Source organism: Bacillus paramycoides (assembly GCF_038971285.1).
GTDB lineage: Bacteria > Bacillota > Bacilli > Bacillales > Bacillaceae_G > Bacillus_A.
Genome location: NZ_CP152429.1, coordinates 115678 through 132482, shown reverse-complemented (window position 1 = coordinate 132482; position 16805 = coordinate 115678). Strand labels below are relative to the sequence as shown.

13 protein-coding genes and 2 pseudogenes are annotated in these 16805 nt (G+C 31.3%); 10 read left to right on the top strand and 5 right to left on the bottom strand.

Going from position 1 to position 16805, the window contains the following annotated elements; translation table 11 throughout:
* Nucleotides 1–27: 27 nt before the first annotated feature.
* The 4 genes and pseudogenes from AAG068_RS28430 to AAG068_RS28415 form a co-directional block, all read left to right on the top strand.
* Nucleotides 28–732: a 4'-phosphopantetheinyl transferase family protein gene (locus tag AAG068_RS28430; RefSeq protein WP_428846014.1), complete on the top strand. Its 705-nt coding sequence runs from the start codon at nucleotides 28–30 to the stop codon at nucleotides 730–732.
* The gene (locus AAG068_RS28425) at nucleotides 719–1441 is read left to right on the top strand and encodes a thioesterase II family protein (protein WP_342720090.1); all 723 of its coding nucleotides are present in this window, start codon (nucleotides 719–721) and stop codon (nucleotides 1439–1441) included. Before AAG068_RS28430 ends, AAG068_RS28425 begins: the two co-directional genes overlap by 14 nt.
* Nucleotides 1442–2106: 665 nt before the next feature.
* A pseudogene (locus AAG068_RS28420) lies at nucleotides 2107–2369 on the top strand (patatin-like phospholipase family protein); the annotation flags it as partial.
* Nucleotides 2369–3010: pseudogene (locus tag AAG068_RS28415) on the top strand (RNA-guided endonuclease TnpB family protein); the annotation flags it as partial. The pseudogenes AAG068_RS28420 and AAG068_RS28415, both read left to right, overlap by 1 nt.
* Before the next feature lie 94 nt (nucleotides 3011–3104).
* On the opposite strand, the gene AAG068_RS28410 reads toward AAG068_RS28415, so the two are convergent.
* Nucleotides 3105–4751 (bottom strand): S-layer homology domain-containing protein, encoded by a 1647-nt coding sequence (locus AAG068_RS28410; protein ID WP_342720089.1) that lies wholly within the window; start codon nucleotides 4749–4751, stop codon nucleotides 3105–3107.
* A gap of 1167 nt (nucleotides 4752–5918) precedes the next feature.
* On the opposite strand from AAG068_RS28410, the gene AAG068_RS28405 reads away from it, so the two are divergent.
* Together AAG068_RS28405 and AAG068_RS28400 are read left to right on the top strand one after the other, a co-directional pair.
* Nucleotides 5919–6821 carry a hypothetical protein gene (locus AAG068_RS28405; RefSeq protein WP_342720088.1) on the top strand — a complete coding sequence of 301 codons (903 nt, stop codon included), beginning with the start codon at nucleotides 5919–5921 and terminating at the stop codon, nucleotides 6819–6821.
* 700 nt (nucleotides 6822–7521) lie between these two features.
* Nucleotides 7522–10251, top strand: coding sequence for an EAL domain-containing protein (locus tag AAG068_RS28400; protein WP_342720087.1), 2730 nt, complete (start codon nucleotides 7522–7524; stop codon nucleotides 10249–10251).
* Between the two features lie 544 nt (nucleotides 10252–10795).
* Here AAG068_RS28400 and AAG068_RS28395 read toward each other — a convergent pair.
* From AAG068_RS28395 to AAG068_RS28380, 4 genes are all read right to left on the bottom strand, one after another.
* Complete coding sequence (locus tag AAG068_RS28395; RefSeq protein ID WP_342720086.1) at nucleotides 10796–12193, bottom strand: S8 family peptidase; 1398 nt, start codon at nucleotides 12191–12193, stop codon at nucleotides 10796–10798.
* A gap of 221 nt (nucleotides 12194–12414) precedes the next feature.
* Complete coding sequence (locus AAG068_RS28390) at nucleotides 12415–13062, bottom strand: ABC-2 transporter permease (protein ID WP_342720085.1); 648 nt, start codon at nucleotides 13060–13062, stop codon at nucleotides 12415–12417.
* Complete coding sequence (locus AAG068_RS28385) at nucleotides 13052–13918, bottom strand: ABC transporter ATP-binding protein (RefSeq protein WP_098092446.1); 867 nt, start codon at nucleotides 13916–13918, stop codon at nucleotides 13052–13054. Before AAG068_RS28385 ends, AAG068_RS28390 begins: the two co-directional genes overlap by 11 nt.
* On the bottom strand, nucleotides 13915–14298 hold the full coding sequence (locus AAG068_RS28380; RefSeq protein WP_000706801.1) for a GntR family transcriptional regulator: 384 nt from the start codon (nucleotides 14296–14298) through the stop codon (nucleotides 13915–13917). The genes AAG068_RS28385 and AAG068_RS28380 overlap by 4 nt, the downstream gene beginning before the upstream one ends.
* A 341-nt stretch (nucleotides 14299–14639) precedes the next feature.
* Between AAG068_RS28380 and tucA (AAG068_RS28375) the strand changes: the two genes are divergently transcribed.
* From tucA (AAG068_RS28375) to AAG068_RS28360, 4 genes are all read left to right on the top strand, one after another.
* Nucleotides 14640–14762 carry a subclass IId bacteriocin thuricin17 gene (tucA, locus tag AAG068_RS28375; protein ID WP_000449799.1) on the top strand — a complete coding sequence of 41 codons (123 nt, stop codon included), beginning with the start codon at nucleotides 14640–14642 and terminating at the stop codon, nucleotides 14760–14762.
* Nucleotides 14763–14867: 105 nt separating this feature from the next.
* Nucleotides 14868–14990 carry a subclass IId bacteriocin thuricin17 gene (tucA, locus tag AAG068_RS28370; RefSeq protein ID WP_000449799.1) on the top strand — a complete coding sequence of 41 codons (123 nt, stop codon included), beginning with the start codon at nucleotides 14868–14870 and terminating at the stop codon, nucleotides 14988–14990.
* A gap of 105 nt (nucleotides 14991–15095) precedes the next feature.
* Nucleotides 15096–15218, top strand: a complete 123-nt coding sequence (tucA, locus tag AAG068_RS28365; protein WP_000449799.1) for a subclass IId bacteriocin thuricin17 — start codon at nucleotides 15096–15098, stop codon at nucleotides 15216–15218.
* A 154-nt stretch (nucleotides 15219–15372) separates the two neighbouring features.
* Nucleotides 15373–16755 carry a PqqD family peptide modification chaperone gene (locus tag AAG068_RS28360; RefSeq protein ID WP_342720084.1) on the top strand — a complete coding sequence of 461 codons (1383 nt, stop codon included), beginning with the start codon at nucleotides 15373–15375 and terminating at the stop codon, nucleotides 16753–16755.
* The last annotated feature ends 50 nt before the right edge of the window (nucleotides 16756–16805 follow it).

Sequence of the window (16805 nt, the reverse complement as noted above, 5' to 3'; positions counted from 1 at the left end):
AAGTGATTTATCATACACATTCAAGCTGTGAAAATACCAAAGAAAATTGAAAGTCATTTGTTTAAGCAACTTAGTAACTTGGTTTCAAATGAGAAGAAAGAACGAATGAAGCGCTTATTAAACTCATGCGACATTAATAGGACCCTGATAGGGGATTTACTAATCCGATCTCTAATCTGCCAAAAGTATAAAATTAATAATGAAGAAATTAGATTTATATATAATGATTATGGAAAACCTTTTGTTGAAAATTTTTCTGACTTTCATTTTAATCTGTCACATTCAGGAGAATGGGTGGTTTGTACTACTGCTAATTTTAATGTGGGTATTGATATAGAAAAGGTTTCAGAGATAGAGGCTCTTAAATTAGCAAATGAATTTTTTTCAGAGGAAGAATTTTATGATATATCTAATATAAATTCTGATGAACAAATTAATTATTTTTATGATTTATGGACATTAAAAGAAAGTTATATAAAAACGATTGGGAAAGGGCTTTATATCCCGTTAAATTCATTCTCTATAAAAAAAGAGTCACAAACTTTAATTTCATATAAGTATATACCTCAAAACTTTTATTTTAGACAATATAACATTGAGCCAAATTATAAGATATCTGCTTGTGCAACAAGGGATGAATTTCCGCAAGAGATAATAATTAAAGACATTTATTCAATTTGCCAGAATATATACAAATTTGAAAGTAAGGAGAAAATCAATGCAGAAGACTAAACTTTTTTGCTTTCCACATGCTGGGGGATCTGCGTTTAGTTACGCAAAATGGAAAAATCACTTTAATCCATATATTGAGGTAGTCCCGATAGAGTTAGCTGGTAGAGGATATAGAATTGAAGAAAACTTGTACCAAAGTATGGAAGAGGCAGTAAATGATGTCTACAATAAAATAGTTATGCAGATAGATGATTCGCCCTACATTCTATTCGGGCATAGCATGGGAAGTTTGATCGCCTATGAAGTAGCCAGAAAAATAAAAGATTCTAAAAACGTATCTCCTGAATTTCTTGTTTTGTCCGGTAGAAATCATCCAAATAGTAAAATAAAAAATATCCGACATAATCTTTCTAATGAGCAATTTAAAAGAGAAGTTATTGCAATGGGAGGTACACCGTCCGGGGTACTTCAATCAGAAGAATTAATGGAGATTTTTCTCCCAATTCTAAGAGCAGATTTTAAAATTGTCGAGACATATATTCATGACAATAATATACAACTATGTGATATTGATTTTCTTATATTTAATGGGGAAAATGATGAATTTACTACATATGATCAAGTAATAAAATGGGAGCAATATACAAGTAAAACGTGTACTCTTCATTCTTTTAAAGGTAATCATTTCTTTCTAAATGAAAATATTGAAGAAATAGCAAAGAGTATTATAAGAAAGTTAGATTCTAAAAGATTATCAAATAGTTTTTAGAGGTTTTCTAAGTATATTCATGGCTAAGGAACAAAATATTAAATATGAAAAATAAAGGAACTGCTGAAATATCATTGAATAAGGGCATTGAAGCCTAAACGAACTTTTCAAAGGCAGGAAAAAAGACTCATTGAATCTTAAGAGTTACTTCCCTTATTTATCTAAAAAAGTGATGCAACTTATTTGCATCACTATTTAAATTTTTACCAGAGAGTAATTTAGTTAATTGGTAGAAAAAGGAATGGACCTATTTGGCCCTTCCTTTTTCTCATACATAACGCTTGTTGACAACTTATGAAATAATAGCATTCATCGCTATTAAAATATAACACTAAAAGCAATTAATTAGATATGTAATTGTGCATACATTGTACTATTTCATGAATGGGAACAAAACTATTTATCTCTTTCGGGCTAGGAAACAAATAGACTCAGGTATACTTAGGGTAAGAGCACCCAAAGATGTGCTCCGTTTCCTATTTCCTATCCTACTAAATTACCATTCCAAGCAAATTCCTTCTCTTTCAAACAATTCATCCATTGAATAAAGATAAATCCGCCATACGTATCGCGTAGCATGAAACGTTCTTAATATCATTTGGAATATATTTCAATATACTTCCGATACTATAACAGCTCTAAAATTTCTCTACTGGAGGTATATAATGACATATCCATTTCGTAATTTAGTATTTGAAGGAGGCGGGTAAAAGGGATCGCTTTTATCGGTGCCATCCGCGCACTAAACGATGAAGAGATTTTGCCAGAAATACAAAGATTTTGGGGGACTTCTGCAGGAGTGATTACTGCATTACTTTTAGATCTTTCCATTCCATTCGCAGATGTCGTAAAAATCCACAAAGATATGAATTTTAAAGCATTTAAAGATCATGATTTTTTGTTTATTCAAGATAACATTCGTCTATTTTTGTGTCATTGTTAGTTGGGACAGAAGTGCAGGAACTACCGAAAACACATTCTCACATTGGAATAGATGTAGGACTAAAAGATTTCGCCATTCTGTCAGATGGAAAAACCTATGAAAATCCGAAGTTTTTTCGATCGTTAGAAGAGAAGTTGGCAAAAGCACAGCGTGTTCTTTCTAGAAGAACGAAAGGATCTTCTCGCTGGAATAAACAACGAGTAAAAGTAGCTAGAATGCATGAATACATGGCAAATGCTAGAAAAGATTACTTGGACAAAATCTCTACTGAAATCATCAAAAACCACGATGTTATCGGTATAGAAGATTTGCAAGTATCGAATATGTTAAAAAATCGTAAGCTAGCAAAAGCGATTAGTGAGGTATCATGGTCACAGTTTCGAACTATGTTGGAATATAAAGCAAAATGGTATGGCAAACAAGTCATTGTCGGATCAAAAACATTTGCTTCAAGCCAATTATGTTCTTGTTGTGGATATCAAAATAAAGACGTTAAAAATCTAAACCTACGTGAATGGGACTGTCCTTCTTGTTGTACACACCATGATAGGGATATTAACGCAAGTATCAATCTAAAGAATGAAGCGATAAGGCTTCTAACCCCAAGGACTGCGGGGTTAGCCTAATCAATTAGAGTTCGATAGAACTCTTTACTTAGGAATCCCCCACTTTCACTTCTAAACGAAGTGAAAGTGGGGGTAGTTCAAAGAATGTTGAACATTAGTTTGTTTTTTCAACAATAGGAGAAATAGCTTTCACAGGAACACCAGCAAGTAAAATAGGGCTAAACTCAAAAGATGCAGCATAAACGTTCACCGTATCACCGATTACAATATCTTGTAATACTTCGGTTGAAGTTTCAACTTCATAAGTTATGTTGTTACTTGAAACTAAGATTGAATTATCGGATTTTTCTGTAACATTTCCTGTAATTTTTTTGTATTGATTCTCTAAAATATTTTGTTCATTTCCTTTTTGAATAATTGCGTTTCTTGCCTCGAAAGGTAAGTCCATTAGAAGAATAGGGGCCATTTCAAATGCTTGAGCATAAACATTTACTGTATCACCTATCTGAATGTTTGGTAATACTTTTGGATTAACATGGGCACGAATGGTTTGATTTTCACTTGAAATTTCTAAGCTATCTTCGGATTTTTTTGTCACTGTACCAGAACGTTTTTTTAGTTGTGCTAAGAGTTTTTGTTCTTTATCTTTACTCATTACATGGTTTACTTGTTGTTTGTTAGATTCTTCGTTTATTTTAGAAATAGAACTTACATCAGTGTAAAATACAGTTTGTCCATAGATTTTTTGATGTTTCCATTGATTTTTGTTAGCAACTTTAACTTTGTCTCCGTTTTTAAAGTTAGAGTTACTACCATTCGGGAAGTCTATAGTAACTTCTTGATTATTTCCATTAGCATCTTTATATGCAACAGTCACATAATAAGAATCTGCATCATTTATTACACCAAATACATGGTTTTCTTGTTGTTTGTTAGATTCTTCATTTACTTTAGAAATAGAATTTACATCAGTGTAAAATACAGTTTGTCCATAGATTTTTTGATGTTTCCATTGATTTTTGTTAGCAACTTTAACTTTGTCTCCGTTTTTAAAGTTAGAGTTACTACCATTTGGGAAGTCTATAGTAACTTCTTGACTATTGCCATTAGCATCTTTATATGCAACAGTCACATAATAAGGGTCTGCATCATTTATTACACCAACTACAGCATTTTCTTCTTTCTTTGTTTGGTGGTCGATTTGATCAGACTTTGCAATAAATTGTGCAGCCTCTGCACGGGTAATCGGTCTATTAGGGGACCAGTTTTCTCCATCTTCAGTGCCCTTAGAAATTTCTGTTTGTATTAAAATATTTGCATATTTTTCTCCCCAATGTCCTTTTAAATCCTCAAACGTAGTTACACTATTTTCAGCAACTTTATTTTCTAATTTATAAGCGTTTGCCACCATTGAAGCCATGGATGCACGATTAATCAAACCTGTTGGAAGGAAGTTACCATTTCCATCTCCTTTAATAACACCTGCTTTTTCAACAGCTGCAATGTATGGTGCTGCCCAGTGATTTTGAGCATCTTGGAAGGATGGTTTAGCATTTAGATTAATATCTAGACCAAGCATAATGGCCATTATTTTGGCAGCTGAACCGCGGTCAATTGTTTCAGCGGGAGCAAAAGTACCATCGGGTTTTCCATGTAATGCGCCTTTTTCAACTAGGTAATTTACAGAAGGGCTTGCCCAATTTGGGACATCTGGAAATTTATGAGTATTTGCAAATGTACTAGATGAGTAGGATAGTAGACTTCCAGCAAGAATTCCTGTAGCAATTAATTTGTATTTCAAAATGTAACACTCCTAAAAATTATTACAGCTTGGTAAATCTATCATTTATAGTTAAACTCATAAGTAATATGACCTAGTTTAATAGATTAGGTTGGTATCATCACTATATTGCAGGTAAATAATATATGGTTGATTCAAACTATTATTTCGAAAAGAATTCACAGACATACACTTGTAGTAAGGGACTATTTGATATATTTACCGAGCTTGTGTAACCAGTATAGTTACTTATATATACGAGTGTCAATTAAAAAAGAATTACATTTTTGTAAGATAACCATATTAATAATATAGTAAGTAATTATTATATAAGGTGAATAATTACTCATTATAATAACTATAAGGATGAATATATTTGTTTTTAATCCTATGTAATGAGAGGGTTCTCTAGATTAAATAAAGAGGGATATTTAGCGTTATTTACCAGTGATTTTTTGTGTTTTTTATTTTCGTTGGACTTCTATTATTATTTGTATTATTTGGTCATCATACTGCAGAGTTTTTAAATTTAAACAGTCACGATGGCCTCTTACCAAATGGTGCAACAAGTTTTATTATATCTTTGTTGGTCGTTATCAATTAATTATTGAAGATAATAGATTAAATAATTTAGATTTATATGTGGGGTATTTTTGTACATCCCCTGAAAAAGGCGAATAAGAAGTACGCTCCTAAAATTTCTAACGAAGTACTTCGTATATACTATTTACTGTATTTTAGATAGTAACTTTGATTGCACTAATTCTTGAATAAATGCATTCATGTCAACAAATTTTTGTTGTTTATTAAACTTAAATTGCCATAAAGATTAATAAGTTGCCATGCAAACGGAAATATTTGTTTTAATCTATCTCTAAATATTGGCTATTTTCTTTCCTGTAAGTCATCAAATTAGTAAAAATATAGGAATTATAATAAATGATACGATTCGCTAATAAACAATCCAATGAACCAGATAGGTGGATTATTTTCATTTTTAGCCTATTATAAACATAAAAAAATTTACCTCGTGTAAAAGTTACTTGCTATATTATTAACCTTATTACCTTACAAAAGTGTAATAATCTTTTTGTTGACGTTCTTTAAAGGGTGTAACTATAATGATTACATGCTAATTGATAATGGAAATCAGTTGGTGAATAGATATGATTGGAGATGTTTTAGCATATGAAAAAAGTCATTTTAGCTGGTGCATTAGGAATTGCAGCATTTACAGGAAGCAATATACCAGGATTAGATTCACTAACAGCAAGTGCAGCTGTGCAAGAGTTCAACACTACAGTTGAGGGGAAAGTAATAGAAGTACAGTCAAACTATTTTATCATTGAAAGTAAAGAATTAAATGAAAGTGTAACTATTTATACTGATTTTCAGGTAAATGCAAAACCAGGTGAATATGTAAAAGTAAATAGTAATGGTCCATTACTTCAAAACGCATTTACTACAAGTTTAACGGCTAATTCTGTTGAGCATTTTGAATTAGCTCCTGGAAACTATGAGCAATATACAGTAGGGCATGTAAGTGAAATTTCTTCTAATGAGTTATTAGTTACATATATAGATAATAACGGAAATCCAGAGGATCTTCGTGTACCTCTAAAAAACACTCATAACTTTAAGGTTAATGACTTAGTGAAAGTAGAAAGTGATTTTTGGACGAGATCCATACCACCTATAGCTGTAAATGCAAAAGTAGAAAAAGTTAAAACGCAAATTAATGATTATAGTACTAGTACTGAGTCTTTAGAAAAAGAAGGTACAACATTGAAACCAGGAATGTATGAGAAAGAAGATGGTCAACCTAATTTTGTAATTGGAGAAATTACAAAAATAGACAAAGATTATACCGATTATGTAGCTGTCAAGTACCCTTCTAAAAATGGGGAAAATGATGTTGTTTATGTGGATTTAACACAAGGTCAACAATTTAATATAGGTGATATGGTTCGAGTAGATTTTCATGATGGATCTAATTTCCATGGAATGGATAAAACAACATATGACCATATCCAGAAAATTAACGATAAAATTAAACAGAATACAAATGAAGAGCAATGGGTTTGGTCTTAATTTTAATAAAATAAAATTATCCATCTATAATGTATATACCAATTCAAAAAGTCTTGTAATATGTTACAAGGCTTTTTTGAATTAGTTACTTTAAAACATTATCTTCTGTTTCATTTTTATTAGCTGCTTGCAAAAATGTCATATTTCTGTCGTGGACACTCATTCATATAAGTAACTATAATTGCTCCATCAATTGGGTATATGTTACATTTATATAATTTCTCAGAGATACATGTTTATATAATGATTGTCCTGTTTATATTCTTTTGACTGGAAAGTCTATACATACACTTAATTTCGTGAAATTTTTTTATAGAGTTATAAAAACTTTTTTTGTTGATAATATTTAATGCATCTAATCAGTATAAGCCTTTCTGTAATCTATTAATTTTGGAATCATGATGTTAGCATTGTCCAATCCATTTGAAAGCATGCTAGAGAACTAGACATATTTGTGACTTTTTATGAGAAAAAGGATGCAGAGAAATATGGTGATTTATCATTTTCCGACAGAAGATTCCTTTCATTTCATACGGTTAGAAACATTTTTATAATTCCTGTTCTATAATTGTTGAATATTAACAGGTGTAATTTGAGGTTGCTTTATTTTGAAAGAAATCTTTTGAAATGGTCATAATAGGAATAATAATTAGAAACAAATTTAATAAAAAATGATGAAAGACTTAAGAAGGTGAATATATTGCGTAAACATTCACATGTGCAATTTTATGTATTGATATCGGCTCTAGTAGCTTATTTAAGCTTTTGCTTTATATTTTTATTTGTTTTTCCGAATGAGTATTTTGTATCAGATTTTAATATACGATTATCATCCTTAGTTGTTGAAATTACTGTATTTATCTCATTACTTTACTCGATAGCATCAAGGAGAATTAAACTAGGAGTCTTTTGGGTTTGTATTACTATTGCAATAGGGTGTTTCTTGATAGGGAATTTTATATCTGCTTTTCAAGTACTTAATGTAGAATTACCAATACAAAATTTTAATATCTCTGATGTATTTTTGTTGTTTTTCTTATTCTTCTTTCTCTTTGCGTTCTTTTATAAAATCATGATGGAATGTAACAAATGGGAAAAAGCTTATTTGATTTGTGATTTATGTATTGTTGTTACTGCCATTTTTACCTTAGAGTGGTACCTATTTAATAAACCTTCTGCAAATATCTTATTCTTATCAATTGGAGATGTTTTTCTTTCATTTATTTTCCCAATTATAGATCTATTGCTTCTTTTACTAGGAGTTAGCCTTATCTTTCGACCAGCAATTTTTAATGCGAAAAGTAAATTGTTTATTTTCATCTTAGTATTAACTGGATTGTCTATTACGGACTATTTATATTTCTATTTACAAGATGATTTATCACATCGTTCACTCATATTATTAAGGTGTTTGTATAGAGTTTTTCTATTATTTATTGCCATTGCCGCTACTATCCCAAGGCGTGCATCTTCTAGAAGGAATTATTTTATTATTAATCCGACATTTGGAAAGAAACTTCTTGTCATATTTCCTTATCTTGCAGTTGCAATCTTAATTGGTTTTACTTTAAAAGAGCAAACTTCTTCATCTACACTGATTACGGGTAATTGTATTGCCTTTGTATTTGTACTGATTCGTCATACAATTGTACGAATGCAAAACAAAGATTTAACCGAAACATTAAAAGTGTTTAATAATCAATTAGAGCAAAAAGTATCTCAAAGAACAGCGGATTTAATAAAAAAATCTAATGATTTGGTGAAAAATCAAGAGAGGTTTAAGTCCTTATATGAGTACCATCCAGACCCTATATTAACAATTGATTCAAATGGTACCGTTTTAAATATAAACCAGTCTGGAAGTATATTATTAGGGAAAGACAGTGCTGCATTAATAGGAAAAGAGTGCTTCTCTATTTTTTTAGATGAAGATAAACCTGAATTGGAAGCAGTTCTAAAGGTGGGGAAACGATGTAGTTCGTCTTCGTTACAGTTACGTGTGAAAAATAATAATGAGAAGGATATATATTTTTGGTATGTCACTATTGTTCCTATTATGATAGAAGGACAAACTTTTGGGAGTTATGTAATGGTAAAAGACATTACGAAAATGAAGCAACAACAAGATAAGATAAACTATCTAGCATTCCATGATACAGTGACGGAGATTGGAAATCGAATATTCTTCCAACAAGAATTAGAAAAATCCATTGAGCGTGCACAAAAAACGCAGGGTGAATTTGGACTCTTGTATATAGATTTAAATCGTTTTAAGACTATTAATGATACAATGGGACATTCAATTGGTGATAGCGTTTTAAAAGAAGTTGCTAAACGTTTTAGGACATGTCTGTTACCTTCTATTCCTCTAGCGAGAATAGGGGGAGATGAGTTTGCAGTCTTAGTCCATAACCACACAGAACAACAGCTATTGGATTTATGTGAAAATCTGTTTCGTATAACTGAAAAACCATTTGTAGTCAATCAGCATAGTTTTTACTTATCTCTTAGTATAGGAATAGCAGTGTATCCGTTTGGAGGAATAAACACTACTACACTTTTACAACATGCTGATATCGCCATGTATAGCGCAAAGGAAAAAGGTAACAATGCTGTTTGTATGTACGACGAGACATTATCTCAAAAAATAACAAGACGATTACAATTAGAACAGGATTTACCGAATGCAATTGAAAATAATGAGTTGTTTTTATTGTATCAACCACAAGTTGATAGTAAGACAGGAAAGGTTGTTGGTGCAGAGGCTTTAATACGTTGGCAACATTCAGAGCTTGGGCTAATTTCACCTTTTGAGTTTATATCTATCGCGGAAGAAACGTCGCAGATTATTTCAATTGGGAAATGGACGTTACAGGAAGCGTGTCGGCAACTAAAAGAATGGCATTCTGCGGGCTACTCAAATTTAAAGATGGGGATAAATTTATCAGCTATAGAGTTTGAACAGAAAGATTTTGTTCAAACGATTATTTCTACCATAGAAGAAATAGGAGTACCAGTTAACTTGATTGATTTGGAATTAACAGAGCGAATAGCAATGGTAGATGAGAAAGAAACTTTATCGAAGTTAAAAGACTTAAAATCATATGGTGTACATTTATCAATTGATGATTTTGGTACAGGATATTCTTCATTAGCGTATCTACCTTTGTATCCAATTGATACTTTGAAAATTCCAAGAGAATTTGTGAATAGGATTGGAACTTCAAATGATGGAGATGAAATTATACAAACAATTATTTCGTTAGCCCATACTTTAAATATGAAAGTAATAGCAGAAGGGGTAGAAACGAAGGAGCAATTAACAGTGTTACAACAAAATGCATGTTATCTAATTCAAGGTTATTACTACAGTAAGCCTGTAAATGAAGATGAATTTATTAATTTTTTAAATACGACACAAAATAAATAAGTCCAAAAAAATATATGAATTAAAGTGAGAAGACGTTCTACTCATATGGAGTAGAACGTTTTTCTTATGTTTACTTTCAGAAGGTATGCAGTTAGGTTTCTGTTTTTGAGAGTAAATTTAGTATCCATATTCTCATTATTAGATTTGTTGTGAACTACACGCCACTTAGGAAAGTTTGAAGTGGGGGATTCTCAGTTCCATGGCGAAAGTAAGCTTTCGGCTCCCTGATCGTTACTTAGGGGTGTTCCACCCTAGATGTCCTTCGTATGATTGTTCTTTTGGTACAATTGATATTTTACGCAGGAACCAAATGGCATGGTTTTCGCACTTCATTTTCTTCCTTCAACGTCCTATATCAAGTTATCAAAGAACTTCATATAGCTAGTTTATATGCCAAACCGAAATGCATCTCCCACCTACCGTTGGTCTACGCCCTTCACACGCTTGAGGAAGGAGAATTCTTTCGGGGAATTCATTAAATAAAGGTTCCATCAAAAATTCACTATCAATTATTATTTTAATACCATATTGTAGTGTATATATTTTATTGGGAAAGTGCCTTATAGACATCAAGAAAACCATTACCATAAAAACTTTTATTAATAGGGGTATCATTGCTAACCCCATTTTTATAAAGATATCTCACGGCCTTATCGGGGTTGTTTTTAAATTTATTTTTATCAATAATTAATGCTAAAGCACCTGATACTTTTGGAGCAGCAAGTGAAACACCTACAGAGAGAGCATAACCACCACCAGGAGCGGTAGTTAATATTAGTTCTTTTAACATTAACTTATTTTTTACCCACTGTTCTAAACCATATTGCTGAAATAATCTATTATCTCCTCCAGGTGCAGCAATATCTATAAAACTTTCACCATAATTTGAAAATAAGGAGAGTAATTTAGGTGGGCCAACAGATGAAACTGTTACTACATTAGGCAACTCAGCAGGAATATCTAATATTTCTCCATTAAATGTTACCCCAGTATTTTCATTTTTTTTTCTGAAAAAATCATTCATTTCTTGCTTGTTAGTAACATTAAGAGCGTCATTACCAGCCGCAGCAACTATAACACTTCCCTTTGATTTAGCATATTTAATGGCTTTTTTATAAGCTTTAATTTCGGATAATTCCTCACTAGATTCACCGTATGAAGAAGATACTATACCATTGATGAGGTATTCTCCTAAACTTAAATTAATAACATCAACATTATCTTTTGCAGCTTCAACTATGGCTTTAATAACCCAAATAGCCTCACCTGCTCCATTACCAAACACTCTATACATTTTAATTCCAATACCAGGAGCAGCCCCTTTCATAAAACCATTAGCTGCAACCTGTCCAGCAGTAAAAGTTCCATGCCCTCTTAGATCTATTAGGCGATTTAATTCACCTGTTTCTTGAGATTCTTGCCCTCTAAACCCACCTTTAGGCACTAAATTTTTAGACCCAGGTGAAATGTTATCTTTTAAATCAGGATGATTTATATCAATGCCTGAATCAATGATACCAACAGTTACATTTTTAGTTCCTGGATATAGTCTATAGCTATCACCATTATGGGTTACTTGTTGCATATCCCATTGATTCTCCCATATTTCATGTAAGGGTAGGGGAGAAGAGACATTGGTTGCTACTTCTCTTGAATTAAACGATTGTAATGACTTATTATATGAATCTATATTAGGATCCGAATGAACCATATTCATTGCTTTTTCGGTAGCTTTCACTTGTATAACACCAATCTCTGGGACACTATAGACTACTTGCATATCATATTTTTGAAACTTACTAGCTAGTTTTTGGGGATTTTGATAATTTTTCAACAGTATAGTGTAATATTGTGATTTTTCTTCAGCATAAACTGCAGTGATAGGTATGAAAGTTCCGAAAATCAAGTTAATTAACAGAAGGAATTTAATTATTTTTTTCATAAAATCATCCTCTTGATATATTATGTATAGTCCTTATCTTACTAAATCGTTAATGAAAAGAGATATTATGAGAATTATTGATTTGAAAATTTTGTTCACTTTGATATTGATAAAATGTATTTTAGGAATAGGTTCATTAGAGAAGAGCATTAAATAAAAGGGAATGAGTAATTAAATATATAAAGTGTTTAATTACTCATTCCTATGATTTTAAATTTAAATTATAAATCTTTTTTTGCATATACTTTTAGAGATATTATCATTGATATAAAACCAATAATAATTGAGATGAAACAAGGCATCCATGTTAGGACAGTTGGTGAGAATGGAAAAATACTTTTGAAATCAATATTGCTTGATTGTAGTCCCCTTATAAGAGTAGGAGCAACAAAAGGTATTAAAAAAGCAGTTAAAAGTGATATGATTTTTGTTTTGTCATAACCAAATTTAAACTGAACAGGAAGTAGTACACCAAATAAAATACTTAGAGTTAAAAACGTTATTCCAAGAGCAATAGCGCTAAGGCTTTCTATACCCGATGGGGCGACAACTGAAATGATTATACGGATAATAGCTGCACAAATAAAAATTACAAAAAGAAAAAGGTACTTCGCTTTTACAAATGCGCTTCGAGTGTACGGGGTAGCACAAAGTAAAGCCGCTCCCTTGTACTGGTCCTCAAATTTGGATACTGTTCCGAACAAAATATATTCCATCAAAATAACGGTTAAAAGAAAGCTAACAAGACCGCCATCGTTTAATTGTAATTGTGAAGAAAGATAAATAGGAGCTATAGCAGCAAAAACGAGTAAGATTAGAAAATATTTTTTGACTAACAAAAAGTCTTTCATCACTAGGTTAATTAACATGGGTGTTCCCCCCAATATATGAAAGCATAATATCCTCAATAGTTGGTCTTTCTATTAATACATCAGGCATGAGTCGACGTACATCATCTTTTTTATTAGTAATCCCTTCAAATCCATAGTGAGTTTGATGTAAATTTAAAAAAAGAGGTCTTGTTTGTTCATTAATTAAGCGGTTGTCGCCCTTTACCAATGCATGTGTGTCTATTAAAACATCTTTTTCATCATTAACTAAAACTTTTCCATTATCAATTAAAATAATCATATCAGCAATTTTATCTAAATCAGATGTAATATGAGTGGAAAAAAATACGCTTTTCCCCGGCTCTTTCATGAAATCAAGGAGAATATCCATTAATTCACTCCGTACTAATGGATCCAAGCCACTTGTTGGTTCATCCATTATTAATAAATCTGCATGATGGGATAGGGCTAATGCAACTGCAAATTTCATTCGCATTCCTTTGGATAGAGTAGAGATTTTTTGTTCTAGATTTAAGTTAAACTTTTTAATGTAATTTTGGAAAACTGGTTCATCCCATTCAGTGTAGGATGGAGCAATAACATTTTTCATTTCCTTTACTGTTAATTCATCATAAAAATAGCCTTCATCTAGCACGATACCAATTTTGTTTTTAGACTTTCTTTCATGCTTATCCATATCTTTCCCTAGAAAATTAATTTTCCCAGAATCTTTTAAAATGAGACCTAAAATCGCTTTAATTGTAGTGGTCTTTCCAGAACCATTTGTACCGATAAATCCTGTTATACAGTCTGTATTAAGTGAAAAGGTAACATCTTTTAACGAAAAATTCTCGTAAGATTTATTTAAATTATTTACTTCTAACACAACATTCATTTTTCATTCTCCTCCTCTAAAATTAAATCTAAAATTGAATGGAGATCATCTGCATGAATACCTATACTACGTGCCATTTGACAAACTTCAGTAAGTTTAACTTCTACCATCCGGCGTTTGGACTCCATTAACAACTCTAAATTTGTAGGAGCTACATAGGTCCCTTTTCCAACCTTTGTAATAATAAAGCCTTCTGTTTCTAATTCTGCATAAACTCTTTTTGTAGTAAGTACACTTACATGTAAGTCGTTAGCAAGTGAGCGGATTGATGGTAATTGTTCACCCTCTTTTAATTCATTGTTAAATATAGATTCTTTAATTTGCTCCTTTATCTGTTGATATAAAGGCATACTTGATACATTACTTAAGACTATTTTCATTAAACAACCTCTTTATCGATAAGTGTTATGGTACAACATACACAACATACACACCATACACAGTTAATATTATAAATTATAAAAAGCAGATTAACAAGATATACTGCGATTAAATTGTTTAAAAGTTAACTTGAATAAATTATTCATAAATAAAATTTTTGGTATCAGTTAATAAAGATATTTGTTATTTTAAATAAATCAAAAAGAAAGTTTTGTAAATATATGTCACAAAATGTTAAAGAAACACACACGAAATGTTTAAAATTTTTTGATTGTTTTTAGAAAACATGGGGAGTTATACTTTAGTCGCACCACACAATACAGAAAAGGAGGTAGGTCAAATGGAAACACCAGTAGTACAACCAAGGGACTGGACTTGTTGGAGTTGCTTAGTATGTGCGGCATGTTCTGTGGAGTTATTAAATCTAGTTACTGCGGCAACTGGAGCTAGTACTGCAAGCTAATATTCTTTCAAAAGATTTTGGGTTAAAAGCACTAAGAGATTGAGCATTTTTGGTCAAATAAATTTTCTAGAAGAAAAATAAATAACCAAAAAGGAGGTGTTCTAAATGGAAACACCAGTAGTACAACCAAGGGATTGGACTTGTTGGAGTTGCTTAGTATGTGCGGCATGTTCTGTGGAATTATTAAATCTAGTTACTGCGGCAACTGGGGCTAGTACTGCAAGCTAATATTCTTTCAAAAGTTTATTGGTTAAAAGCACTAAGAGATTGAGCATTTTTGGTCAAATAAATTTTTTAGAAGAAAAATAAATAACCAAAAAGGAGATGTTCTAAATGGAAACACCAGTAGTACAACCAAGGGATTGGACTTGTTGGAGTTGCTTAGTATGTGCGGCATGTTCTGTGGAGTTATTAAATCTAGTTACTGCGGCAACTGGAGCTAGTACTGCAAGTTAAAACTTTAAAATGTGAGAGTGTTTATGGTGAAATTAAATTAGGACTTATTCTATAAACAAACAGTGATGTTAAGAATAAGTCCTATAAATTTATCAAAAATGAGTATGGAATTTTGTAATACATAAACTAAAAACAACTTAAAATTTTATAGGAGATGATTAAAGTGAATGGTTATCTATTTTGGAAAGAGAAGCTGGAAATAAGAAAATTCACATCAAATTATGAATCTATGTTGGTTGTTCATAAAAATCCTAACGAAAGCGCTCCCACACTCAAAAACGAAAACACATTTACGATAAATAAAACCGCCACTGAAATTATTGAATTAATTGATGGTACTAAAACATATGGACAAGTTGTATCTTTCTTATCTTTAAAATACAGTGAAGATCCAATAAGTATTGAAAAGAAATTAAATGCATTTTTGAATAATGTATCCAAAGTTTACAATATGAACATTGGTACGCAAGAAGAACCTATAAATGTACCAGTTAATTTAATTGAAGAACAAACTATATATCCAAAAGTGGCTTCAATTGAAATCACAAATAGATGTAATGTAAGATGTCGTCATTGCTATGGAGATTTTGGGGCAGTAAAGCCAAAAGTAATGAGCTTAGATCAAATAAAATCATTATTAGATGACTTAAATCATATAGGAGTGAAATTAATTGAACTTACGGGCGGTGATATAACAGTACATCCAAATCTAAAAGAGATATTGTTATATGCACTTACCTTGGATTTTTCTCAAATAACACTGTTGACCAATGGTATAGCTCTTTCTGATAAAGTCATGGACATAATAATAAAAAATAAGTCGAAAACATTTGTGCAGATTGATATGCATAGTTTAGATGATAATTATTTGACTTGGTTCTTTAAAGTTCCTAATACACTTCATAAAATTAAAAATAACATAATGAAATTAGCCGAAAATGATGTTCGTTTGCGGATTGCCACGATAGTTACACATTTGAATGTACACGAGGTAGAAGATATAGCTGAATGGGTACATAGTTTAGGAATTGATAGTATTGGTGTATCACCAGTAATACCAATGGGAAGAGCCTTAGGATGTAGTGATCTTTATTTAAATGAAGAGGATGTTAAAACATATGGTGAAGCATTGTTGAAAATAAATAAAAAATATCCTAAATTTGTCTCATTATATGAAGGTGCGCGCGCTGAGATTAGGAATTGTGGTGCAATAACATCACATATTGTGATTGCGCCTGATGGTGAAATTAAAATGTGTACTATGCATAGTTTAGATGATTTGAAAAATAGTATAGGTAATGTTTTTGAACAGAATATTAAAGATATTTATGATGAAAAATTTAAATACATTAATGCATTTTTTAACTTACAAGCACCTCAAATGGACTCTGAGGAATGTAGAGAGTGTGAAAACAAACGTTTTTGTAGTACATGCTTCTTAAGAAGCTTTATAAAAGCACAAGAAATTGGCGATAAATGTAAATGGTTTAAAAATCATGTTCCTGAAATAATTAAGGAGCCATTAATGGTAGGGTAAAATTAGTATGCTTGGATGAGATGAATATTGTTAATTTTCTGAGGATAAAC